The following is a 22,193-nucleotide window of genomic DNA, read 5'->3' as shown; positions in this document are numbered from 1 at the left end:
ATCACGAAATAAACGCAAAAGTCGTGAAATTCACTCACGAAGCCCCTATGGCGTGTGGCTGAGGTGCGCGGGAACAGGGATGCCGGGTGCGAGTCGAGGGTCGGGCTCGGGGGCTCCCCAGGAGACCAGCAACGGCCGCACCCCCGCCCAGACCGGCAGGTCGTAGTCCTCCTCGTCGTCCACCGGCGGCCCCTGCCGTACCTTGACGGACGCCTCCTCGAGAGAGAGGGCGAGTACGGTCGTCGCGGCCAGTTCCTTCCGGCTGGGCGGCCGGACCACGTCCCACTGGCCGGGCGCCAGCTGCTCGGTGATCGCGCGCAGGCCGTCGAGGCGCTCGCCCGGGTCCTCGACCTCCCGGGCCGGGCCGTAGATCATCGCCGAGCGGTAGTTCACGGAGTGGTGGAACGCCGACCTGGCCAGCACGATCCCGTCCAGGTGGGTGACCGTCACGCAGACCTGCGACGCGAGCGCGCCGCGCAGTGAGGAGGCCCCCGTGGACCCGTGCAGGTAGAGCGTCTCGCCGATCCGGCCGTATCCGGTGGGGATCACCATCGGCGCCCCGTCCACCAGGACGCCCAGGTGGCAGATCATCCCGGCGTCCAGGACGGCGTGCAGGTCGGCGCGGTCGGTACGGGCTCGCTGCTTGGACCGGTTAAGGACGGTCCGGGGTGTGGTGGAAAGCATGTCCGTTACGTTAGAAGCCGAGTGGACCGGTGAACATGGCCACTTCCTGAGAGGAACGGAAGACCACTTTGCGGGCGCACACCGACCTTCCGCTGGCCGTGGACCGGCGCTCACCCGTGGCGCTCGCCGTACAGACGGCCGACCAGCTCCGCCAAGCCATGCGCGACGGGGCGCTGAGGGCGGGGGAGCGCCTGCCCTCCAGTCGTGGCCTGGCCGCCCTGCTCGGCGTCAGCCGTACCGTCGTGACCGACGCCTACCAGCAGTTGTACGCCGAGGGCTGGCTCGACGGCAGGCGCGGCTCCGGCACGTACGTCGCGGATATCACGACATTTCCCGATCCGGTGACGGGGGCCACGGTCCGCCCGGATCCCGTGGCTCACGCGGGCGTGACGGACCCCGGCCCGGTGGACCCCGGCCCGGTGGACCCCGGCCCGGTGGACCCCGGCCCGGTGGACCCCGGCCCGGTGGACCCCGGCCCGGTGGACCCCGGCCTGGTGGACCTGCGGCCCGGGCGACCGTGGGTGCTCGGCCACGACGTGGCCGCCTGGCGGCGGGCCTGGCGGCGCGCGGGGGACCTGCCGCTCGGGGACACCCTCGACCACCTCGGGCATGCCGACCTCCGCGCGCTGCTCGCCGACCACCTCCGACGGGCGCGGGCCGTACCCGCGGGTCCCGGGAACGTGCTGGTCACCCGGGGCACCGGGCACGGGCTCGACCTCGTCGCCGCGTCCCTGCTCGCGCCCGGCGCCCGCGCGGGCGTGGAGGAGCCCGGCTACCGGGTCGCCAGGAACGTGTTCCGGGCGCGTGGAGCCGAGATCGTCCCCTGCCCGGTGGACGATCAGGGGGTGATCGTGGAGGAACTGCCCGACGACCTGGACGTCCTCTACACGACCCCGGCGCACCAGTTCCCGCTCGGCGGACGGCTGCCCATCTCCCGGCGTGAGCGGCTCCTCGCCTGGGCCCGCCGTACCGGTGCGATCATCGTGGAGGACGACTACGACGCGGAGTTCCGGTACGACGTCGCGCCGCTGCCCGCGCTGTACGGTCTCGACCCCGCCCGGGTCGTGCTGCTCGGCACCCTGTCCAAGTCGCTGAGCCCGGACGTCGGGCTCGGCTGGCTGGTGGCCGCGCCGGAACCGCTCGCGAGGATCGCCGCGCGCAGGAAGCTGCTCGGCGACCGTACGTCCGGCCCGGTGCAGCGGGCCGTCCTGACCCTGCTCCAGCGCGGGGACCTGGACCGGCACCTGCGCCGGACACGACTGGAGTACGCGCGGCGCAGGGCGGCCGTCGTCGAGATCCTGGGGCCGCTGGTGAAGGGCGACACCGCCGGCCTGCACGTCCTCGTCGAGCTGCCGGCGGGTACGGTCGGCCCGCTCGTGGAGGAGGCGCGGACGCGGGGCGTGCTGCTGGACACCACCGCTCGCCACCACCACGGGCCGGTCCGCGCCCACGGTCTCGTCCTGGGGTACGGCTCCGCCTCGCTCGACGGCGTCAGGCGCGGCTGCGCCGTCATCCGCGAACTGCTGCCGGACTTTTAGAAGAGCCGCTCAGAAGAGCCGTCCGGAAGACCCGTTCAGAAGCCTCGCTCAGAAGTCCCGCTCAGAAGGCCCGTTCCAGCAGGCGGAACTCCTCACGCGGGCGGGGCACCTCGAACGTGGGCACGCTCTCACCGGTGATCCGGTGCACGTCGATGCCGCCGGGGTCGCCCTCGACCGTCCCCGGCACCTGCGAATGGCCGAAGTGGCCGCCGCGCGCCCAGAGGCGGCGGCTGCGCTCGGCCGCCAGCGAGTGCGGCGGGGGCAGGGGAGGACCGGCCGGCCAGCGCCTGGGCACCCGCCAGGAGTCCAGCCAGGTCAGGATGTCGTCCAGGCCGTCCATCTTTCCGTCGGTGAAGGGCCGCTCCACCGAGCCGAGCACACGGATCTGCACGCACACCCTGCCCTCACGTCCCCGTTCGCCCGGCAGTCCGCGGGCCGCGCGAGTGGGGGGCAGCGACTGGGCGATCTCGCCGGTGACGGGGTTCCAGACCAGGTGGACCGGGCACCCGAGCTGGATCATGCGTTGGGCGGCGGACTTGGCCGAGACCGCGAGAGGGTCGGTCGGCCAGATAAACCAGACGGCCCTCGGAACTCCCCCGATCATGGGGCCGGAGTCCTCGGGAGCGGGAATTCGGCTGGCGCCGGGCATCCATGCGTGGGCCACTGTGCCCCCTCAATCCTCGATCGCCCTGGTTTCTCCCCTTATGCGCCGGGGCTGACACCTCGTGACGCGTGATTGTTACTGGCGAGTGGCAATCTTGCGCAGGCCGTACCTCGTGCGGCGGATCACGGCGTATCCCTTGGTCAGCGTGCGCTCCTTGAGGTAGACGAGAGGAACGCCCCGGTCCCGCACCGCCAGCGAGAATCTGGCCATCGTGGTCGTCCGGCTCACCGTGAGCCGGGGAATGGCCAGCAGGTCGTGGCGGTCGGCGGCGATCGCGTTGCTCACCGCGCAGGCCGCCCAGTACCCCGCCCTGCGCACCTCCCTGCGTACCCGGGCGCTCGAATAGCCGTACGGGTAGGCCATGGTGGTCACCGGCCGACCGAGACGGTCTTCGAGCAGCGCTTTGTTACGGCGGAGTTCCTGCCGCAGCTCGTGATCGCCGATCTGGTCGAGCTGCGGATGGCTGTGGCTGTGCCCGGCGATCTCCACGCCGTGCTCGGCCGCCTCGCGGGCCTGGCTCCACGACAACGTCCGGCCGAGCGGACGGCCCGCGGCCTCGGAACCGGCGTCCGCGACCCAGCCGCTGGTGAGGAAGACCGTGGACGGGAAGCCCAGCCGGTCGAGCACCGGAAGCGCCTCCTCGTGGAAGTCGGCGTACCCGTCGTCGAATGTGATCACCACCGGCCGGTCGGGCAGCCCGGGGCCCGTGCCGTGCAGCGACGCCACCAGGTCGGCCACGGTGAGCGGCGTGAACCCCGCGTCCCGCAGGTAGCCGAGCTGCTCGGCGAAGTCCCCCGGGCGTACGGCCAGGGGGCGGGTCTCGGCCGTCGGCCGGTCCGACACCGAGTGGTACATCAGGATGGGGATTCTCGTCATGGGCGGATCCTGAGGCGCAGGCCGCCGACCAGGTAGCCCCAGGTCGTCCAGGCCAGTCCGATCACGATCGCGGCCGCGCGGCCCAGGCCCGCGAGGTCGCCGCGTACGGCGTCGCCCAGGCCGCGCAGCACGCCGAGCGGCAGCGTCCTGAAGGTGTAGTCACGTTCGCTGGACAGCCCGTCGCCCGCGCCGACGCTGCTCGTGACGATCGCCTTGGACAGGCCCTCGGCGTAGCACCGGGACCGGAAGTAGGCGAACCGCGCCCGCTCGGCGGAGACCTTGTGCCCGATGGCCGCGCCGGGCTCGAACAGCAGCACCGACCCCGGCCGCCGCTGCGACAGCCGGATGCAGAACTCGGTCTCCTCACAGCCCAGCGGGCGGCTTCTGCGCCCCTGCACGTTGCGGCCGATGCCCGTGCTGAAGCCACCGACCTCGCCGACGACCTCCCTGCGGAACGCGGCGTTGCCGCCCATCACGTTGCGGATCGGGGCGCGCTCGACGGGCATGCCGCGATAGGTGCAGCCCACCGTCCAGTCGAACTCGTCGGGAAACCAGCGGGGACGCCCGCCCACGGCCCACAGCGGCCGGGTCAGACCCCCGACCCCGGCCACGGCCGGATCGGCGAAGCCCGGCTCGAACGCGGCCAGCCAGCCGGGGTCGGCCACCGCGTCGTCGTCCAGGAAGGCGACGACGTCGCCCCTCGCGGTCTCCACTCCGGTGTTCTTGCCGCCGGACAACCCGCGCTCGTGGGCGTTCTCCACCACGACGGCGTCGGTGTACTCGGACTTGAGCCGCAGGTGCAGATCGGGGTTGTGGTCCACCACGATGATCAGTTCGTACGCCGGGCGGCTCTGGCGGCGGACCGACTCGACCGCGGCCCTGATGTCGTCCCAGCGGTCCTCGGTGTAAACGCAGATGACGACCGAGGTCCTCGGTGGCGGGAGAGACGTCATGCCGCGCCCTGGTCGGCCGCCTGCGCGGCGGCCGGGGCGTGTTGCCGCACGGTCGGGCGCCGCCGCTCCCTGAGGATCGTGCGCAGGACGCGCAGGCCGTCCCGCACCGCGTTCAGGTTGCTCTCGCCGTAGAGGCGGCAGCGCTCGTGGCTCGGCACCTCATGGACCCGCAGACCTGCCCGCGCGGCGCGGATGTTCATCAGCGTCTCGACCTCGAAGCCCTCGCAGTCGAGGTCGAGCACCGGCAGGTGGCGGGCCCAGAAGGCGTTGTAGCCGTAGCACAGGTCGGTGTAGCGGGTGCCGTAGATGCGGTTGACCAGCGTGCGCAGCAACGTGTTGCCCAGCTTGCGGGTGAACGTGAGGTCGTCGCTCCCGCCTCCGGGGATGTAGCGGGACCCCTTGGCGAAGTCGGCGCCGCTCACCAGCGTGCTGACGAACTGGATGATCTCGCGGCCGTCGGTCGAGCCGTCGGCGTCGATCATCACGATGATCTCGCCCGTGCAGGCCGCGAAGCCCTCGGCCAGGGCGGTCCCCTTGCCCCGCCCGCGCTGGTTGACCACGCGCAGTCCCGGACGCAGTCGCCGGGCGACGGCGATGGTGTCGTCGGTCGAATGGCCGTCGACCAGGACGACTTCGTGGATCCAGGAGGGCAGGGTGGCGAAGACGTGAGGCAGGTTCTCCGCCTCGTTCATGGCGGGGACGACGACGCTCACCGTGGGAGCGATGGCCAGGTGGGGCCCAAGAGGGGTGAAGCGGCCGCCAGTCGGCAGCGGGCGCAGGGCGGCGAACGGGGAGGTGGCGCTGTGCTCGGGACTCATGTGACGGGATGTCCTTCCGGGCGGTCTGTCATGAGCGGAGACCCCGACGGACCGGCGCGACTGGATGGAATGGCGAGTTCCATCCCGGTCTTACGGGCAGGGACTGAGGGGTGCGGCTAGCGAACTGAGGGTGCGGCTAGCGTTGGTACCACAGGGGAACCGTCGGTTCCAAGGGTTCTGAGGATTCCAAGGGTTCTGACGGTCGTACGGTCCGGTTCAGGATGGTCATCACCTCGTGTCTGCCCCCCGTTCGGCTGATGCCTGTCCCCGGTACAGCGACCGGATGATCCACAAGAAGAAGCTCAGCACGCCGACCGTCGCCACCCCGGCACGGGGCGACCAGGCGTCGAAGAGCAGCATGGCTTCCGCGAGTACGACGTTGACGGCCAGACTCGCGGCCGCGCCGACTGTCAGCACCGAGAGAGGGTCACGATCACGCAACAGTCCGGCGACCGCGGCCCCGGGAACCACGAAAAGGAAGAGCGGCGTCAGGATCATGCGGACCGGCGTCTCGATGTCGGCGAGTGCGAGCACCGCTCCAACGGCGCAGGCCACGGCGAGGACGACGACGGGAACGGTCCGATTCCTACCCATGTCTCCTGGTCTCCCGGCTGGTAGAGGCCACTGTGACGCGGTTGGCGGGCCCACTTATGGGACCAATCACAGCAGGCATGCGTCAATGGCGACGCATTGCCTTGTCCCCCGGTTTACCGAGCCTCGCCGGAAGGGACGATCTTATCCCAAATGTCGAGAAACGTTAATGTGGCGGTCAAGTAGGTTCGGCCGTCGACCGCGCCTGATCCTGCGCGTCGCCGTCCCAGGAAACCCGGCAGTACGGATTTCCGCCCACGGAACGGAAGGTGATCAGCGCGCTCCCCGCTGAGCCCGGATCCAGCACCGTCAGCGTGATGCGGCCGCTTGCCCCCGCCCGGAGCCTGCCCTGGGCGGGCCGGAGCGTCACACCGTCGGGGACGGTCGCGGTCCACGAGATGGCGGCGTTGCCGGCGGACAGAGTGATCACGCCGCCGGCCGCCTTCCCGAGCCCGCCCGGGCAACTCGCCGACAGCAGGGGCGCCCTCCGAGTGGTCGGGGTGGTCCTTGTGGTCCCCGTGGGAGAGGGCCTGGTCCGCGTGGGAGAGCGTGTGGGCCGCGCTCGTGCCCTGGTCTTCGCGGGTGTGCTGGTACGCGCGGCCTTCGGCGTGCGCGACGGCTCGGGGGACCGCGACGGCTCGGCGGACCGCGACGGCTCGGGGGAGCGCGTGGTACCGGACGAGCCGCGGGGCGCGGCCGAAGGGCCAGGGGACGCGGTGGGCTCCGCGGCGGGGCCGGGAGAGCTCGAAGACCCGAGGGATGCGGTGGGCCCTGCGATGGGCCCGGGAGAGTTCGCGGGTCCGCCGCCACCGGCCCACGGGCTGTCCCCGGCACCCGCCTGGGAGTTCCCTGAGAACCACTCCGTGGGCGGGAGACCCTCCGGGCCGAGACCGAGCACGCCGTACGGCGGGTTCACCGTTCCCGCCCCGCCACCCACCCGGTCACCCGCCTGCCCGCCGACGCCCCCGCCCGGCCACCTGACGGCCCCCAGCACACCGATCATCACGACCGCGCACGCGAGGGCGGCCAGAGCCGGTGCCCGCCCGCGCCACACGCCCTGCCACCCGCGCCGCCACTTGCCCTTCCACCGGTCGTTCCACCTGCGCTGTCCACCGCGCTGTCCACCGCGCTGTCCTCCGGCGCGCCGTCTGCCGTGCCGGTTGCCCCGCCGCCCTCGAGCCGGCGCCGCTCCCCGAGGTGTTGGATCGCCGTGTGTCGCCCGGCCCCCGCGCGTACTCGGCTCCGCGCGGACCGCCGTGCTGTGAGGCGCCGGTCCGTGGGGGGCCGGAGGATCGTGATCAATCGGGGCGCCGTATACGACGGGCTTGTCGACCACCTGGCCGATCACGGCGCGGCGGAGCGACAGCGGCGGGAAGGCGATGGGGATCGCATCGAGGAGCCGGTCTGCGGACACGTGCCTGCGCCTGCCCTCCGCGCACACCTCGCATCCGCCGATGTGCCTGATCAGGCGTTTGCGCAGCAGTGGCCCGGGGGACCCGTCGGGACCCGATTCGACCAGCGCCGACAGGTCTGGGCAGTGCGCCCGCCCGGTCCTGGCCAGGACGACCGCCGCCGCGGCGGTCTCCATGCGGTCCCTGGCCCGCGCGAGCCGCGCGGTGGTCTGCCGTGACGTCAACCCCAGAACCGATCCGACCTCGGCGGGCGTGAGGCCGTGCCGTACGGACAGGTGGAGGATCTCGCGCTCGTTCTGCCCGAGCTCGGCGAGGGCGTCGCGCACCAGCGCCGCCGTCTCCGGATCCTCCGGGTCGTCGAGCACCGCGACGGGCGCCGCCCTGCCGCGTTCACGGGCCGCGCACTGGAACCGGACCAGCGCGTACAGCCAGGCACGAAGGCGTGCCGGGTCCTTCAGCCGCCGCGCGCTCGCCCGCGCGGAGACCAGCGCCTGGTGTACGGCTCTGGCCGCCCGATCCTGGTCGTCCAGCAGGGTATGGGCGTAGTCGGCCAGCCGGTTGGCGTACGCGTCGAAGAGTCCGGCGGGCGCCTCCGCGTCATCGCGCCGCAGCGCCTCCAGCAGTCGGCGGTCGTCGGCGCGGCTGACGTTCGGCCATGCGGGCAACGGACATCCTCCCCGAATACGGAAGCAGAACCTGTCGGGCCCCACACCCCCACAGGAGGAGGACGCCGCCTCAGCGGCCGCCGTTTACTACCTGAAAAGTCATACCCAACGGGCATTGACTGCGAAATTCAAGAAAAAGCGTGGAATTGCGGTTATGTCACGACCATTCGTGATCTTCGCCTGATCGGCTGGACGGTTCGGCTCGTGGTTCGGGTCGGTGGTTCGGCCGGGTGATTCCGCCGGTTGCGACTCCGAGACCCTGGTCAGCTTCTTGGCCAGGCTGTCGCGTCGGCGGCCAACGGTGTCCGCCGGCATCCGGGTCAGGTCGCCAGCAGTCCCTCGGCGATCAGGTCGTCCCACAGCTCGCCGGTGACGGGCCGGTCCAGGAGCGACGCGTTGCGCCGTACCTCGGCGGCCGACCGTGCGCCGAGCACGACGGTGGCGACCGCGGGGTGGCGCAGCGGGAAGGCGGCCGCGGCCTGGGGCAGGGTGACGCCGTGCCGTTCGCACACCGCCGCGATGTCCCTGGCGCGGGCCACCAGCTCCGCCGAAGCGGGCTGGTAGTCGAACGTGCCGGACGGCCGGTCGGTGGCGAGCAGGCCGCTGTTGAAGACGCCGGCGGCCAGCACCCGCACCCCGCGTTCCGCGCACTCGTCCAGCAGAGGGAGGCCGGACTGGTCGAGCATGGTGTAGCGCCCGGCCAGCATGATCACGTCGATGTCGGTCTGGCGGACGAACCGGGCGGGAAGTTCCCACTGGTTCATCCCGACCCCGACGGCCCGGATCACGCCCTGGTCGCGCAGGGAGGCCAGCGCCGGGTAAGCCTCCTCCAGCGCCTCGCGCGGATGCCCGTCCGGGTCGTGGATGAGCGCGATGTCCACGGACGGGACGCCGAGCCGTTCCAGCGACTCCTCCAGGGACCTGAGCACGCCGTCGCGGGAGAAGTCCCACACACGGCGACGGTCGGCGGGCACGTCGAAGCCCTCGTCGTCGCGCCCGGCCGCCTCTCTCGCCGTTCCTGACGGCACGAGCAGGCGGCCGACCTTGGTCGACAGGACGTGTCCGGAGCGCCCGGCGAGCGCCGCCCCCAGACGGCGCTCGGACAGGCCGAGGCCGTAGTGGGGAGCGGTGTCGTACAGGCGGACACCGGCCTCCCAGGCGGCCTCGACCGCGGCCCGTGCCTCATCGTCGGTGACGGCGGTGAACAGGTTGCCGATCGGGGCCCCGCCGAAGCCGAGCCGGGGCAGCTCGACGCCGCCGACGCCCGGGATCGCCATCAGTCCTGCGCCTTCCCGCCCGCGATCCGGCTGATCATGAGGGCGACGAGGATGATCCCGCCGTAGACGAGCTGCTTCCACTCGCCGGGCACGCCCTTCAGCGTGAGGACGTTCTCCACCAGGCCGATGACCAGCACGCCGGTGAGCGCCCCGAGGATGGTGCCCTTGCCGCCGTCCATGCTGACACCGCCGATGACGGCGGCGGCGAACACCATGAAGATCCAGCCGACGCCCTGGTTGGCGCTGATGCCGCCGAGGCGGCCGGTCTCGAGGACGCCCGCGAGCGCGGCGAGCGCGCCGCCGATGATGAACACCGTCCACAGCACCCGGTCCACCCGGACGCCCGCGGCCCGCGCGGCGTCGGCGTTGCCGCCGATGGCGTACAGGGCGCGCCCGGCCTTGAAGTAGCCGAGGCCGACGATGCCCGCCGCGAACAGCACCCCCGCGATCCAGATCGACGCGGGGACGCCGAGCCAGGTGGCGCCGCCCAGATAGATGATCGACTCCGGCAGCTCGAACAGGCTCTTGCCGCCGGTCAGCCCGAGATGCAGGCCGTGGACGACGATCAGCATGGCCAGCGTGACGACGAAGGCCGAGAGCTGGAACTTGAGGATCAGGAAGCCGTTGAACGCGCCGATCGCCGCCCCGATCAGCAGGCAGAGCGGGATCGCGAGCAGGCCCGCGCTCCCCGCCCCTTGCCCGGTGGTGGCCGGGATCACCAGCACGGTGATGGCGGGGGCCATGCCGACGGTCGACTCCAGCGACAGGTCGAACTTGCCCGCGATGAGGATCATCGCCTCGGCCAGCACGACCAGCGCCAGCGCGGACTGCTGCTGGAGCACGTTCGTGAGGTTGCCCACGGTGAGGAACACCGGGTCCACGAACGCGCCCACGACGAGCAGGACGACGATGACCGGCACCAGCGTCAGGTCCCTGAAGCGGCCGAGCCGCAGTCCTCCGCCCGTACGGGGACGTCCCGTGGAGGTCGCCGCCGCGGGTGTCGTCGGGGGTGTCGTCGAGGGGGTCGCTGCGCTCACTCTTCCATGCCTTCCATCACGGCCACGAGCTCGGGATCGGACCAGCCGCGCGGCACGTCCTTGACCACCCTGCCGTGGAACATCACCAGCACCCGGTCGCAGATCCGCAGGTCGTCGAGCTCGTCGGAGACCAGTACGGCACCGGCGCCCCGCTCGACCGCGTCCTCGACCGCGCCGAGCAACGACTGCTTCGCCTTGACGTCCACCCCGGCGGTGGGGTTGATCACGACCAGCGCGGCGGGCGAGTCGGACAGCGCCCTGGCGAGCACGACCTTCTGCGCGTTGCCGCCGGACAGGTCCCCGACGGGCTGGTCCGGCCCCTCGGTCTTGATGTCCAGGTCCTCGATCATCTGTACGGCTCGCGCCCGCCGCCTGGACGGGAACACCGTGCCGAACCGGCCGAGCTTGTGCGCGATCGGCATGGTGGCGTTCTCGGCGATCGACAGCAGCGGGACGAACCCCTCGTGGTGCCGGTCCTGGGGGACGAACCCGAGCCCCGCCCCGAGCGCGGACGGAACGTCGCCCGGCTTGACGGCGGTCCCGTTGATCACGATCGTGCCCGTGTCGGCCCTGCGGAGCCCGACCAGCGTCTCGGCCAGGCCGACCTTGCCGCTGCTGCCGGATCCCGCCAGCCCGACCAGCTCTCCCGCACGCACCTCCAGCGCGACGTCCTGGTAGCGATCCCGCAGGGACAGGCCGGTCGCGGAGATCGCGACCGAGGTGCCGGGCGTACGCGACCTGGCCTGGTAGGCCGTGGTGGCCTCGCCGGTCATCGCGGCGACCAGCTCGTCGTGCGGCAGCTCGGACACCGGCCGGGTGACGACGTGCCGGGCGTCGCGGAAGACCGTGACGCTCTGGCAGATCTCGTACACCTCGTCCAGGTGGTGGGAGATGTACATCATGGTCACGCCCTGCTCGCGCAGCGCCCGCATCCGCTCGAAGAGCCGCTCGATGGCGGGGCCGTCGAGCTGGGCGGTCGGCTCGTCCAGGATGATGAACCGCGCGCCGAACGACAGCGCGCGGGCGATCTCGACGAGCTGCCGCTGTTCGACGCCGAGGTCACCGGCGAGCGCGCTCGCGTCGACGTCCACGCCGTAGCGGTCGAGGAGTTCGCGGGCGCTGCGCCGCAGCGCGCCCCACCGGATGAGCCGGCCGGAGGTCTGGTGCCGGTTGAGGTAGAGGTTCTCCGCGACGGTCAGCGTGGGGATGATCGTCGACTTCTGGTAGACGCAGGCGACCCGCCGCCGCCACGCGTCCCGGTCGGCGAGGGCGGGCGCGGCCTCTCCCGAGAACAGCACCTCGCCCTCGTCCGGCGCCTGGAGCCCGGTCAGGATCGACACCAGGGTGGACTTGCCCGCGCCGTTCCTGCCGAGGAGCGCGTGCGTCTCGCCCTCGGCGATGGCGATGCCCGCGCCGTTCAGCGCGACGGTGGGTCCGAACCGCTTGGTGACGTTCCTGGCTTCGACGTGAACGCTCATTTGACCTGGTTGCCCCAGAGGTTCTTGTCGTCCACGTTCTCCTTGGTGACCAGCGGAGCGGGAAGCTGGTCCTCAAGGCCGTTCGGCAACGAGATGATCGTGCTGTCGTGGTCGGTGGCGCCGGGCTGGAACGTCGTGCCCTCGGCCGCCGCCTTGGCGTAGAAGAGCGCGTACTTCGCGTAGAGGTCGGCGGGCTGGGAGACCGTGGCGTCGATCTCGCCCTTGCGGATCGCCTCGAACTCCTGCGGGATGCCGTCGTTGGACACGACGAACACGTGCTTCGGGTCGTCCGGCTGGACCAGCAGGCCCTTGGCCTTCAGGACCTGCAGCGTCGGGGCCAGGTGCACGCCGCCCGCGTGCAGGTAGACGCCCTTGATGTCGGGGTTCTGCTCCAGGCGGGTCTGCAGCATGGACGCCGCCTTGCTCCCCTCCCATTCGGTCGGTTCGTCGAAGACGGTGATCCCGGGGAACTTCGTCTTCATGCAGTCGCGGAATGCCTCGGCCCGGTCCCGCCCGTTGATCGAGCTGAGCGCGCCCATGAGCTGGACGACCTTGCCCTTGCCGCCGAGCTTCTCGCCGAGGAACTCGCACGCCTTCGTGCCGTACGCCTTGTTGTCCGCGCGTACGACCATGTAGACCTTGCCCTTGTCGGGGCGGGTGTCGACGGAGACGACCGGGATCTTCTTGTTCTCCAGTTGCTGGAGTGTGGAGGCGATGGCCCCGGTGTCCTGCGGCGCCATGACGATCACCTTGGCGCCCTGGCTGACCAGCGCCTGGGTGTTGGCAACCAGCTTGGCCACGTCGTTCTGGGAGTTGGTCGGGTTCATCAGGTCGACCGAGAGCTCGGTCGCCATCTGCGGGACGTACTTGCTGTAGGAGTTCCAGAAGTCGGAGTCCGCGCGGGGGAAGTCGATGCCGACCTTCCCTCCCGACGCCGTGCCGCCGGTGCCGCCGGTCGCGGCGCCGTCCTCGGTGGTGGATCCGCACGCGGTGATGACCGTCAAGAGGGCCGCTCCTGCGACCACGGGGCCGAACCTCATTGTTTCGCCTCTGCTTCCTCGGGGGTGGGGGTGTGTCAGTTGGCCGGTCTGAGCCGGAGGCCGTGCATGCCGCCGTCGACCGCGAGGACCGTGCCGGTGGTGGAGCGGGCGTCGGGCCCGGCCAGGTAGGCGATCGCCGCCGCCACCTCCTCGGCGGTGACCAGGCGGCCCATCGGCTGGCGAGCGGAAAGGGCCCGGCGCTCCGCCTCGGGGTCGGCCGCCGACGCGAGCAGCCTGCCGATCCACGGCGTGTCGGCGGTGCCGGGGGTGACGCAGTTGACGCGGATGCCCTCGCGCACGTGGTCGGCGGCCATGGCGAGCGTGAGGGACAACACCGCGCCCTTGCTCGCGCTGTAGAGGGCGCGGTCCGGCAGGCCCGCGGTGGCCGCGATCGAGCAGGTGTTGACGATCGCGGCGTGCTCCGACCTCCGCAGGTACGGCAGGGCCGCCCGGGACACCCGGACCATGCCGACCACGTTGACGTCGAGGACCCGGGCCCATTCGGTGTCCGGGTTGTCCTCGACCGTTCCCTGGGCGCCGATGCCCGCGTTGTTGACCAGGATGTCCAGGCCGCCGAGCCGTTCCGCCGCCTCGGCGACGGCCGTACGGACCCCGGCGTCGTCGGTGACGTCGGCGGTGACGCCGATGAACGGATCGCCGGGTGGGGCGATGTCCAGGCAGGCGACTCTCCAGCCGCGGTCGGCGAACGCGCGGGCGGTGGCCAGTCCGATGCCGGAACCTCCGCCGGTGACGAGTGCCCTGAGCGTCATGACTCCCTCCAGACCGCGCCGCCGGGGAAGCTGTGCGCGCTGATCGACTCCGGACGCATCCGGGCGCTGAACCCGGGCGCGTTGGGGGCGGTGTAGCAGCCGTTCTCGATCACGACCGGATCGGTGAAGTGCTCGTGCAGGTGGTCGACGTACTCGATGACGCGGTTCTCCATCGAGCCGCTCACCGCGACGTAGTCGAACATCGACAGATGCTGGACCAGCTCGCACAGCCCGACACCGCCGGCGTGCGGGCAGACCGGCACGCCGAACTTGGCGGCGAGCAGCAGGATCGCGATGTTCTCGTTGACGCCGCCGACCCTGGCCGAGTCGAGCTGCAGGTAGGAGATGGCCCCGGCCTGGAGCAGCTGCTTGAACACGATCCGGTTCTGCACGTGCTCGCCGGTCGCGACCGGAATGGGGGCGATGCCGCGCGCGATGGCGGCGTGGCCGAGCACGTCGTCGGGGCTGGTCGGCTCCTCGACCCAGTGCGGGTGGAACTCCTTGAGCGCGTTGATCCAGGTGACCGCGGAGTCGACGTCCCAGCGCTGGTTGGCGTCGATCGCGATCGGGAAGCCGTCGCCGCACACCTCGCGGGCGACCCGGAACCTGCGGACGTCGTCGTCGAGGCTGGCGCCGACCTTGAGCTTGATCTGCTTGAAGCCCTGGCCGAGCGCCTCCTGGCACAGCCGCCTGAGCTTGTCGTCGTCGTAGCCGAGCCAGCCGGGGGAGGTGGTGTAGGCCGGGTAGCCGTGCTCCCGCAGGTGGGCGATCCGCTCACGCCTTCCCGGTTCGGCCCGGCGCAGGATCTCCAGGGCCTCCGCGGGGGTGAGAGCGTCGCTCAGATAGCGGAAGTCGACGAGGTCCACGATCCGCTCCGGCGGCAGTTCGCCGAGCAGCAGCCACAGCGGCTTGCCTTCGATCCGGGCCTTCAGGTCCCAGAGCGCGTTGACCACGGCGGAGATCGCCATGTGCATGACGCCCTTCTCCGGGCCGAGCCAGCGCAGCTGGGAGTCGTAGACCATGTCCTTGTACAGCGCGCCGATGTCGTCGACGTCCCGCCCGACCACGTACTGCTCGAGCGCCCTGATCGCGGCGGTCTGCACGTCGTTGCCGCGTCCGATCGTGAACGCGAACCCGTGTCCCTCGACGCCGTCCGCGGTTCGCAGCACCACGTACGCGGCGGAGTAGTCGGGGTCGGGGTTCATCGCGTCGGAGCCGTCGAGTTCACGCGAGGTGGGGAAGCGGATGTCGTGGGTCGAAAGCGCCACGATGCGCGGGCTCACGCCTGGCCCACCGTCTGCCGCTGCCGTCCGAGACCGTCGATCTCCAGCTCCATCACGTCGCCGGCCCGGAGGTACGGCTGGCCGGGCAGGCCCATGGCGACGCCCGCGGGCGTGCCGGTGTTGATGACGTCACCCGGCTCCAGCACCATGAACCGGCTGAGGTAGCGGACGATCTCGGCGACGTCGAAGACCATGTTCTCGCTGTGGCCGCTCTGCCGGAGTTCGCCGTTCACCCACAGCCGCATGCCGAGCCCCTGGGGGTCGCCGACCTCGTCGGCGGTCACCAGCCAGGGGCCGAGGGGGTTGAACGTCTCGCAGGACTTGCCCTTGTCCCACTGGCCGCCGCGCTCGATCTGGAACTCGCGCTCCGAGACGTCGTTGGCCACCGCGTACCCCGCGATCTTGCTCAGCGCCTCCTCGCGGGACTCCAGGTAGCGGCAGGTCTGGCCGATCACGACCGCCAGCTCGACCTCCCAGTCGGTCTTCACGCTCCCTCGCGGAACGAGCACCTCGTCGTAGGGGCCGACCACGGTGTTCGGCGCCTTCATGAAGACCACCGGCTCGGCCGGCAGATCGGCGCCCGTCTCCGCGGCGTGGTCACTGTAGTTCAGGCCGATGCACACGATCTTGCCGGGGCGGGCGACGGGCGGGCCGATCCGCAGTCCCTCGGCGTCCACGATGGGCAGGTCGCCGCGCTCCAGCGCGTCGCGGACGCGCGCCACTCCCCCGGAAGCGAGGAAAGCCCCGTCGATCTCGGGCTCTTCGATGTCGCGCAGGTTACCGGCGGTGTCCATCACCACCGGCTTCTCCTGTCCGACAGGTCCTACTCGCAGCAGCTTCACACCGCATCCTTCGGTCATACATCGGATGTCTCGATCGAGATGCTGGAGCGCACCGTAGCTTCATGTCAAGATTTCGCGGGCAGGTAGTCCGATCTGTGACCTGGATATATGGCGAAATGTCCTATGTGCTCCCCGGTCTGGTCGCTCGTACATCCGATATCTGCCCCTCCGGCCGTACGGTCACGACCTGGAAAACGTCGGATGGGAAATCTTGTTACGGCCACGTTTCCGGTGTAGGAACGGGGGCGAGATCGACCGATCGCCGGAGGTTTCCGCGTATGTGTGAGCCGACCCTGTGGTACGTCAAGCCCGCCATCGACTGGGAGACCCAGGCACTGCCGATCGGCAACGGCGCGCTCGGCGCGATGGTGTTCGGCGGCGTCGCGACCGAGCGACTCCAGTTCAACGAGAAGTCGCTGTGGACCGGAGGCCCCGGCTCCAGAAGCGGCTACGACTTCGGTGACTGGACCAGCCCGCGCCCCGGCGCCATCGCCGAGGTACGGGCGCGGATCGACCGCGACGGGAGGATGTCGCCCGGCGCGGTCGCGGCGAAGCTCGGCCGGCCCAGGCGCGGGTTCGGCGCCTACCAGACCTTCGGCGACCTCTGGCTGGACCTGACGCCGGACCTCGGCGCCCAGCCCGAGACCACCGGGTACCGCAGGGAACTGCGCCTGCGGGACGCCGTCGCCCGGGTCGGCTACACCGCCGGCGGCGTCACCTACACGCGCGAGTACTTCGCCAGCCACCCGGGCGGCGTCATCGTCGGACGCATCTCCGCCGACCGGCCGGGAAAGGTGTCGTTCACCCTGCGCACCTCCTCACCCAGGGACGACCGGCAGGTGAGCGTCAGGGACGGCAGGCTGACGATCAGGGGAGCGCTGGCCGACAACGGCATGGTGTTCGAGGGCCAGATCCAGGTGGTCGCGCACGGCGGCAGCCGTACCGACTGGAGCGACCGGATCACGGTCACCGGCGCCGACAGCGCCGTGTTCGTGCTCTCGGCGGGCACCGACTACGCCGACAGCTATCCGGCCTACCGGGGAGCGGACCCGCACGCCAAGGTGACCGAGGCCGTGGACAAGGCCGCGGGGCAGGACTTCGACACGCTGAAGCGGGCCCACCTCGCCGACCACCGCGCGCTGTTCGACCGGGTGCGGCTCGACATCGGGCAGGAGACGCCCACCGTCCCCACCGATCGGCTGCTCAAGGCGTACACGGGCGGGGCCTCGGCCGCCGACCGGGCGCTGGAGGCGCTGTTCTTCGCCTACGGCCGCTATCTGCTGATCGCGTCATCGCGCGAAGGGTCGCTCCCGGCCAACCTGCAGGGCGTCTGGAACACCTCGACCAACCCGCCCTGGTCGGCCGACTACCACGTCAACATCAACCTGCAGATGAACTACTGGCTCGCCGAGCAGACCAACCTCGCCGAGACGACCAGGCCGTACGACGACTACGTCACGGCCATGGTCGCGCCCGGCACGAAGACCGCCAGGGAGATGTTCGGCTCGCGCGGCTGGGTCGTGCACAACGAGACCAACCCGTTCGGGTTCACCGGCGTCCACGACTGGGCCACCGCGTTCTGGTTCCCCGAGGCCGCCGCCTGGGTCACCCAGCAGATGTACGACCGCTACCGCTTCAGCCGCGACCTGGCCTACCTGCGTGAGACCGCCTATCCCGTGATGAAGGCCGCCGCGGAGTTCTGGGTGGACAACCTGCACACCGACCCGCGCGACGGGACGCTCGTCGTCTCGCCGAGCTACTCGCCCGAGCACGGCGACTTCTCCGCTGGCGCGTCGATGTCCCAGCAGATCGTCCACGACCTGTTCACGAACGTGCTGGAGGCGGCCGAGGCGCTCGGCACCGACGAGCCCGAGGTACGGCGGGCGCTGGCCACGCTCGATCCCGGCCTGCGCGTCGGCTCGTGGGGCCAGCTCCAGGAGTGGAAGAGCGACTGGGACGGCAGGACCGACGACCATCGGCACGTCTCGCACCTGTTCGCGCTGCACCCGGGCCGGCAGATCACCGCGGGCACCCCGCCGGCCGAGGCGGCCGAGGTCTCGCTGACCGCGCGCGGCGACGGCGGCACCGGCTGGTCCAAGGCATGGAAGATCAACTTCTGGGCGCGGCTGCTCGACGGCGACCACGCCCACACGATGCTGGGCGAGCAGCTCAGGACCTCCACGCTGGAGAACCTGTGGGACACCCATCCGCCGTTCCAGATCGACGGCAACTTCGGCGCCACCGCGGGCATCGCGGAGATGCTGCTGCAGAGCCGGCACTCCTCCGTCGACGTGCTGCCCGCGCTGCCCGCCGCCTGGCCGACCGGCTCGTACTCCGGGCTGCGGGCACGCGGAGACGTGACCGTCGACGCCTCGTGGAAGGACGGCGCCGTCACGGAGATCGTCCTGCGCACGGGTGCGGCGGGACCGCTGACCGTGCGCAACGCGATCTTCAGCGGTCCCTATCACCTGCTGGACGCCCAGGGACGCTCTGTGCGGCACACCCGTGACGGCGCGGCGGTCACCTTCACCGCGGCGGCGGGCGGCGCCTACACGGTGACCGGTGGAAGGATGCCCTAGGTCGTGGCGAGACAGGCGCGGATGGCGGCGGCGCCGGATTCAGTGAGCCAGTCGGCGAGGGTGCGCAGTCCGGGGTGGATGACGCGCAGCGCCTCGATGTCGGCGTGCCAGCGGTGACCGGCCTCCCAGCGCTTCTTGGTGTCGGCGATTTCATGGCCGAGCGCGGCGGCCTCGGCGTCGGTGATCTGCTCGTATCGGGTCGGAATGCCGGTGGCCTCAGTGATCGCGGCGGCGGCCTCGACAGGGGTCGGTTCGTCGCCGGCCAGTTCCAGGGTTCGTCCGGCGAACCGGGCCGGGTCCGCGAACGCGAGCGCGGCGAACTCGGCGATGTCCTCCAGAGCGATGATCTGCATGGGCTCGTGCGGAGGGAAGAGGTGCCGGTGTACGCCGTGGGAAATGCCGTCGATGCCGATCCCCCCGAGGCCGAGATAGTTGGTCATGAACCTGACCGGGCGCAGCACGGTGGGCAGTGCGATGTGGTCGCGCAGGTACTCCTCGATCAGCGCCTTCCCCTCCGAACCCCGTGACGCGGCCGATGTAGAGGCGATGGTGCTGAACACGACCTGCTCGATCCCCGCCGCGGCGGCGGCGTCGATCAGCGCTCGGCCGCGGGCCGCTTCGCGATCTGTTTCGAGTCCGGCCGGTCCGAAGGCCACGGGCGGTATGCCGAACACCGCGGCGGCGCCGTCAAACGCGGGCGGCAGGCTCGCCGGATCGTCGAGGTCGCCGCGCACGAGTCGGGCCCCCGCGGCGGCCAGCGCGGCAGCGGCGGGTGCGGTCAGGTCGCGCACCAGGGCTCGCACCTGCCAGCCTCCGGCAAGCAACCGCCGGGCGGTGACGCCGCCCTGCTTGCCGGTGGCGCCGGTGACGAGGATCGGGGAGCCGGGGTCGGCCGGTGTGGCGGTGGTCATGGTGTCCTTTCCGGAACTGCTGGAGGATACTGACGTAATCCGGAATGCTCCACCCGCTTCGACACCGCAGACAAGGATTTCGTGACATGAGAGCAGCACCGGCGCCGGCATCGGGTGTGGCGCCCGCCGGGCGCGCCGACGCCCGCCGCAACCGAGAGATCGTGCTACGCACGGCGACGCGCGTGTTCGCCGAGGAAGGGTTGGAGGTGTCACTCGGCCGGATCGCGCAGCGCGCCGGGGTCGGCGCGGGGACCGTCTACCGGCACTTCCCGAGCAAAGAGATCCTGGTCGAGGCGGTGCTCGCCGAACACGTCGAGGGTTTGGTGGCCGCCGCCGATCGATGGGCCGCCCGCGCGGCGCCCGGTGACGCGCTGTTCGGGTTCCTGCTCGAAGCGATCGAGACGTCGGCGGACCGCCGGCACTTCTGTGATGTGCTCACCGCTGACCAGAGCTGGCCGCGTGCCGTGCTGGCCGCCGCCGTGCAGCGGTTCCACGAGGCGTTGGAGCGCCTGCTGCGCGACGCGCGACAGGCTGACGCGATACGCGCCGACGTACGGGCCGACGATCTGTCCGCGCTGGCCGTCGGCGCTGTCGCACTGCGTTCGGCACACCGGGACCGGGCACGCGGCACACGACTGGTGCGGCTACTGCTGGACGGATTGCGTACCCGAGCCGTCACGAAAGCTGAAACATTCCGTGACTCGGACTCCCTTCCGCGTCACGAAACCACCGCCCTGAGGTACTGCGTGGAATGCGGCGCGCGGCTGCGTGTCCGTGCCACCGGACGGCCACCCCGCTACTGCGGTCCGACCTGCCGCCAGCGCGCCCACCGGCGTCGTCTCCCCGTTTAGCCGTTCGCCGGGTTCCGCCCAGCGCCCCGAGTGCTGTTCAGCGCTGGGTGGTGCCGCAGTTGGGCGCGCAGAGCCGCCGGGCGATCCCCTTGAGGAAGATGTTGCGGATCTCCAGGACGGTCTGCGGGAAGTACGCCGCGCCTCCCGTGGCCTTGGCGATCGCGGTCATCTGCGCCCGGTCCTCGTCCGTGTTGGTGTTGAACGAGATGATCAGGATGTTGACCGGCTGCTTGGGGTCGTAGGCGTCCTTCAGCCGCTTCAGGATCCCGGCGTTGGAGATCCCGCCGTTGGGGTCGTCGTTCCCGACGCCGTCGGTGAAGAGGATGATCGTGTTGACCTTGTCCGCCTCGTAGTCCTTGGTCATCTTCTGGTAGGCGGCCCACAGGGTGTCGTTCAGCCCGGTGTTGGCCGTCGGGATGGCCTGGACGTTCCGCATCGCCTGGGCGATGAGCTCCCGCCGGGTGACACCGTCGATCTGCTGCGCCAGCGGCCCGATCGGCACGACCTCCTTCCAGTCCACTCCCTGGCCGCGCATGTTCTCGGAGAAGGCCCAGGTGCCCACCTCGGCCTTGTCCGGGAACAGCTTCAGCCCCTCGATGGCGACGTTGCCGATGGCCCGCATCCGGCTGACGCCCGTGCTGTCGGCGGGCAGGGCCATGGTGCCCGAGACGTCGACCAGGGCGAGCAGCTTGGTGCCGAGCTTGATCTGGTGCCACGCCTGGCTCAGCTTGGTGACCGTCGCGCGGTCCGGGAGCGGCAGTTCGGCCGGGCTCTTGGCGTTGACGCCGTTCTCCGGTGCGAGCGCGTCGCCGCCCTTGCCCTGCGGCGTACGGAAGCCGTGGTCCTGGACGATCCTGCGGCCCGCCGCCGAGGTCAGCTCGGCGCTGAACGCCTTGGCCGCCTCACGCACCGCGGCGTCCTTGGACGTGATCACGATCGGGTAGTCGAGGCTGACCGTACCCTCCGCCGGATAGAGCGCGACGGCCGGGTTCGACGGGTGGGACGTCGTGTTGAACGCCCACACCGACTGCTCGGAGGCGACGCCGACCGGGATGCGCGCGGCGGCCTTGGTCAGCGTGGCGAACAGGCTGTCCGGCGAGGAGACCGTGGACTCGGAGAGCTGGCGCAGCACTCCCACGAGCAACTCCTCGTTGCCGCCCCCCGACTTCAGCACGGAGGAGCCCGCGAGCAGCGCGCCGAGCCCGGCGGCGTTCTGCGCCGGGTCGAGCGCGAGTACCCGGACCTTCTTCGCCAGCCCGTCGGGGTTGGCGGCGTTCGCCGCGCTCATCAGGCCGGTCCAGCTCGCCGGGCTGAACGCCGCCTGGAGCTTCTCCGCGCCCGTCTTGGACGTGGTGAGCACCACGGGGGAGTGCGCCGCGCTGCCCGACGCCTTCAGCTCCGCGCCGGACAACCACAGGCTGGAGTCGGGAACCCAGACATCCGGGTCGATCTTCCCGGAGGTGGCGCCGCCGCCGGACAGCGTGCCCGCGACCCCGGCCGACTGCGCCGCCTTCACCGAGACGGTGACGCATCTGCCGCCGACCGCCCGGCCCGCCTGGCCGAACTTCTCGGCCACCTTGGTGACCGCCGGTTCGATGTCGGGCGAGGCCACCACGGACAGCCCGATCTTGTCCCCGGTGCAGTCCTGGTCCTTGTTCACCACGACGTACGCGGCCACGCCGCACAGCACGGCGAGCGCGACCGCTCCCGCCAGGGGCGCGAACACCATGCCGCGGCTCGCGCGGCGGCGGCGCGACTCCTTGTACGGGTCGTGCCCGCCGTCGGTTTCGTCTGTGCGGTGGCGTCCGCCCACGGTGTCCTCTTTTCAGGGGAGATCCTGGGAATGCTTACGGAACACTACTGGGAAGTATTAAGGGGGCAAAACACTCATTTTGCTGCGTCGATCACCGTAGGTGATCGACAA

19 protein-coding genes are annotated in these 22,193 nt (G+C 71.0%); 3 read left to right on the top strand and 16 right to left on the bottom strand.

Translation table 11 applies throughout. The annotated features are described in order from the left end of the window. Nucleotides 1-45: 45 nt before the first annotated feature. On the bottom strand, nt 46-684 hold the full coding sequence (locus tag AB0I59_RS31215) for a pyridoxamine 5'-phosphate oxidase family protein (protein WP_061258724.1): 639 nt from the start codon (nt 682-684) through the stop codon (nt 46-48). Between the two features lie 68 nt (nt 685-752). On the opposite strand from AB0I59_RS31215, the gene pdxR reads away from it, so the two are divergent. Continuing rightward, complete coding sequence (gene pdxR, locus AB0I59_RS31210) at nt 753-2,222, top strand: MocR-like pyridoxine biosynthesis transcription factor PdxR (RefSeq protein WP_358138571.1); 1,470 nt, start codon at nt 753-755, stop codon at nt 2,220-2,222. Nucleotides 2,223-2,283: 61 nt separating this feature from the next. Here the strand turns inward: pdxR and AB0I59_RS31205 are convergent, their stop codons facing one another. The 13 genes from AB0I59_RS31205 to AB0I59_RS31145 form a co-directional block, all read right to left on the bottom strand. Next, complete coding sequence (locus tag AB0I59_RS31205) at nt 2,284-2,826, bottom strand: hypothetical protein (protein ID WP_358138569.1); 543 nt, start codon at nt 2,824-2,826, stop codon at nt 2,284-2,286. 135 nt (nt 2,827-2,961) lie between these two features. Beyond that, on the bottom strand, nt 2,962-3,762 hold the full coding sequence (locus tag AB0I59_RS31200) for a polysaccharide deacetylase family protein (RefSeq protein WP_061258721.1): 801 nt from the start codon (nt 3,760-3,762) through the stop codon (nt 2,962-2,964). Further along, on the bottom strand, nt 3,759-4,715 hold the full coding sequence (locus tag AB0I59_RS31195; RefSeq protein ID WP_061258720.1) for a glycosyltransferase family 2 protein: 957 nt from the start codon (nt 4,713-4,715) through the stop codon (nt 3,759-3,761). Before AB0I59_RS31195 ends, AB0I59_RS31200 begins: the two co-directional genes overlap by 4 nt. Next, nucleotides 4,712-5,533, bottom strand: a complete 822-nt coding sequence (locus AB0I59_RS31190) for a glycosyltransferase family 2 protein (protein ID WP_061258719.1) — start codon at nt 5,531-5,533, stop codon at nt 4,712-4,714. Before AB0I59_RS31190 ends, AB0I59_RS31195 begins: the two co-directional genes overlap by 4 nt. Nucleotides 5,534-5,761: 228 nt before the next feature. Next, the gene (locus tag AB0I59_RS31185; protein WP_358138567.1) at nt 5,762-6,127 is read right to left on the bottom strand and encodes a hypothetical protein; all 366 of its coding nucleotides are present in this window, start codon (nt 6,125-6,127) and stop codon (nt 5,762-5,764) included. Between the two features lie 175 nt (nt 6,128-6,302). Then, entirely contained in the window at nt 6,303-8,201 is a 1,899-nt protein-coding gene (locus AB0I59_RS31180) for an RNA polymerase sigma factor (protein ID WP_358138565.1), read from the bottom strand. A 320-nt stretch (nt 8,202-8,521) separates the two neighbouring features. Further along, nucleotides 8,522-9,478, bottom strand: a complete 957-nt coding sequence (locus AB0I59_RS31175; RefSeq protein WP_358138563.1) for an aldo/keto reductase — start codon at nt 9,476-9,478, stop codon at nt 8,522-8,524. Continuing rightward, entirely contained in the window at nt 9,478-10,515 is a 1,038-nt protein-coding gene (locus AB0I59_RS31170) for an ABC transporter permease (RefSeq protein WP_061258714.1), read from the bottom strand. The genes AB0I59_RS31175 and AB0I59_RS31170 overlap by 1 nt, the downstream gene beginning before the upstream one ends. Further along, on the bottom strand, nt 10,512-11,993 hold the full coding sequence (locus AB0I59_RS31165) for a sugar ABC transporter ATP-binding protein (RefSeq protein ID WP_358138561.1): 1,482 nt from the start codon (nt 11,991-11,993) through the stop codon (nt 10,512-10,514). The genes AB0I59_RS31170 and AB0I59_RS31165 overlap by 4 nt, the downstream gene beginning before the upstream one ends. After that, nucleotides 11,990-12,997 (bottom strand): sugar ABC transporter substrate-binding protein, encoded by a 1,008-nt coding sequence (locus tag AB0I59_RS31160; protein ID WP_358138559.1) that lies wholly within the window; start codon nt 12,995-12,997, stop codon nt 11,990-11,992. Before AB0I59_RS31160 ends, AB0I59_RS31165 begins: the two co-directional genes overlap by 4 nt. Before the next feature lie 71 nt (nt 12,998-13,068). Continuing rightward, nucleotides 13,069-13,803 (bottom strand): SDR family NAD(P)-dependent oxidoreductase, encoded by a 735-nt coding sequence (locus AB0I59_RS31155; RefSeq protein WP_358138557.1) that lies wholly within the window; start codon nt 13,801-13,803, stop codon nt 13,069-13,071. Next, on the bottom strand, nt 13,800-15,086 hold the full coding sequence (locus AB0I59_RS31150) for an L-fuconate dehydratase (protein WP_358138555.1): 1,287 nt from the start codon (nt 15,084-15,086) through the stop codon (nt 13,800-13,802). Before AB0I59_RS31150 ends, AB0I59_RS31155 begins: the two co-directional genes overlap by 4 nt. Further along, a complete protein-coding gene (locus AB0I59_RS31145; RefSeq protein WP_358138553.1) occupies nt 15,083-15,928 on the bottom strand; it encodes a fumarylacetoacetate hydrolase family protein in 846 nt (281 codons plus the stop codon). The genes AB0I59_RS31150 and AB0I59_RS31145 overlap by 4 nt, the downstream gene beginning before the upstream one ends. A 278-nt stretch (nt 15,929-16,206) precedes the next feature. Here AB0I59_RS31145 and AB0I59_RS31140 point away from each other — a divergent pair, with 278 nt between their 5' ends. After that, complete coding sequence (locus AB0I59_RS31140) at nt 16,207-18,507, top strand: glycoside hydrolase family 95 protein (protein ID WP_358138551.1); 2,301 nt, start codon at nt 16,207-16,209, stop codon at nt 18,505-18,507. Here AB0I59_RS31140 and AB0I59_RS31135 read toward each other — a convergent pair. After that, a complete protein-coding gene (locus AB0I59_RS31135; RefSeq protein WP_082777292.1) occupies nt 18,504-19,418 on the bottom strand; it encodes an NmrA family NAD(P)-binding protein in 915 nt (304 codons plus the stop codon). The genes AB0I59_RS31140 and AB0I59_RS31135 overlap by 4 nt on opposite strands. Nucleotides 19,419-19,504: 86 nt before the next feature. On the opposite strand from AB0I59_RS31135, the gene AB0I59_RS31130 reads away from it, so the two are divergent. Further along, nucleotides 19,505-20,269, top strand: a complete 765-nt coding sequence (locus AB0I59_RS31130; RefSeq protein WP_358138549.1) for a TetR/AcrR family transcriptional regulator — start codon at nt 19,505-19,507, stop codon at nt 20,267-20,269. A gap of 37 nt (nt 20,270-20,306) precedes the next feature. Here AB0I59_RS31130 and AB0I59_RS31125 read toward each other — a convergent pair whose 3' ends face one another. After that, nucleotides 20,307-22,082 (bottom strand): substrate-binding domain-containing protein, encoded by a 1,776-nt coding sequence (locus AB0I59_RS31125; protein WP_061258706.1) that lies wholly within the window; start codon nt 22,080-22,082, stop codon nt 20,307-20,309. Nucleotides 22,083-22,193 lie beyond the last annotated feature (111 nt).

The sequence above is a fragment of the Microtetraspora glauca genome (genome assembly GCF_040656155.1).
Taxonomy (GTDB): domain Bacteria; phylum Actinomycetota; class Actinomycetes; order Streptosporangiales; family Streptosporangiaceae; genus Microtetraspora; species Microtetraspora glauca.
The sequence above is the reverse complement of the archived record's forward strand: the minus strand, read 5'-3'. Positions and strand labels throughout refer to the sequence as shown.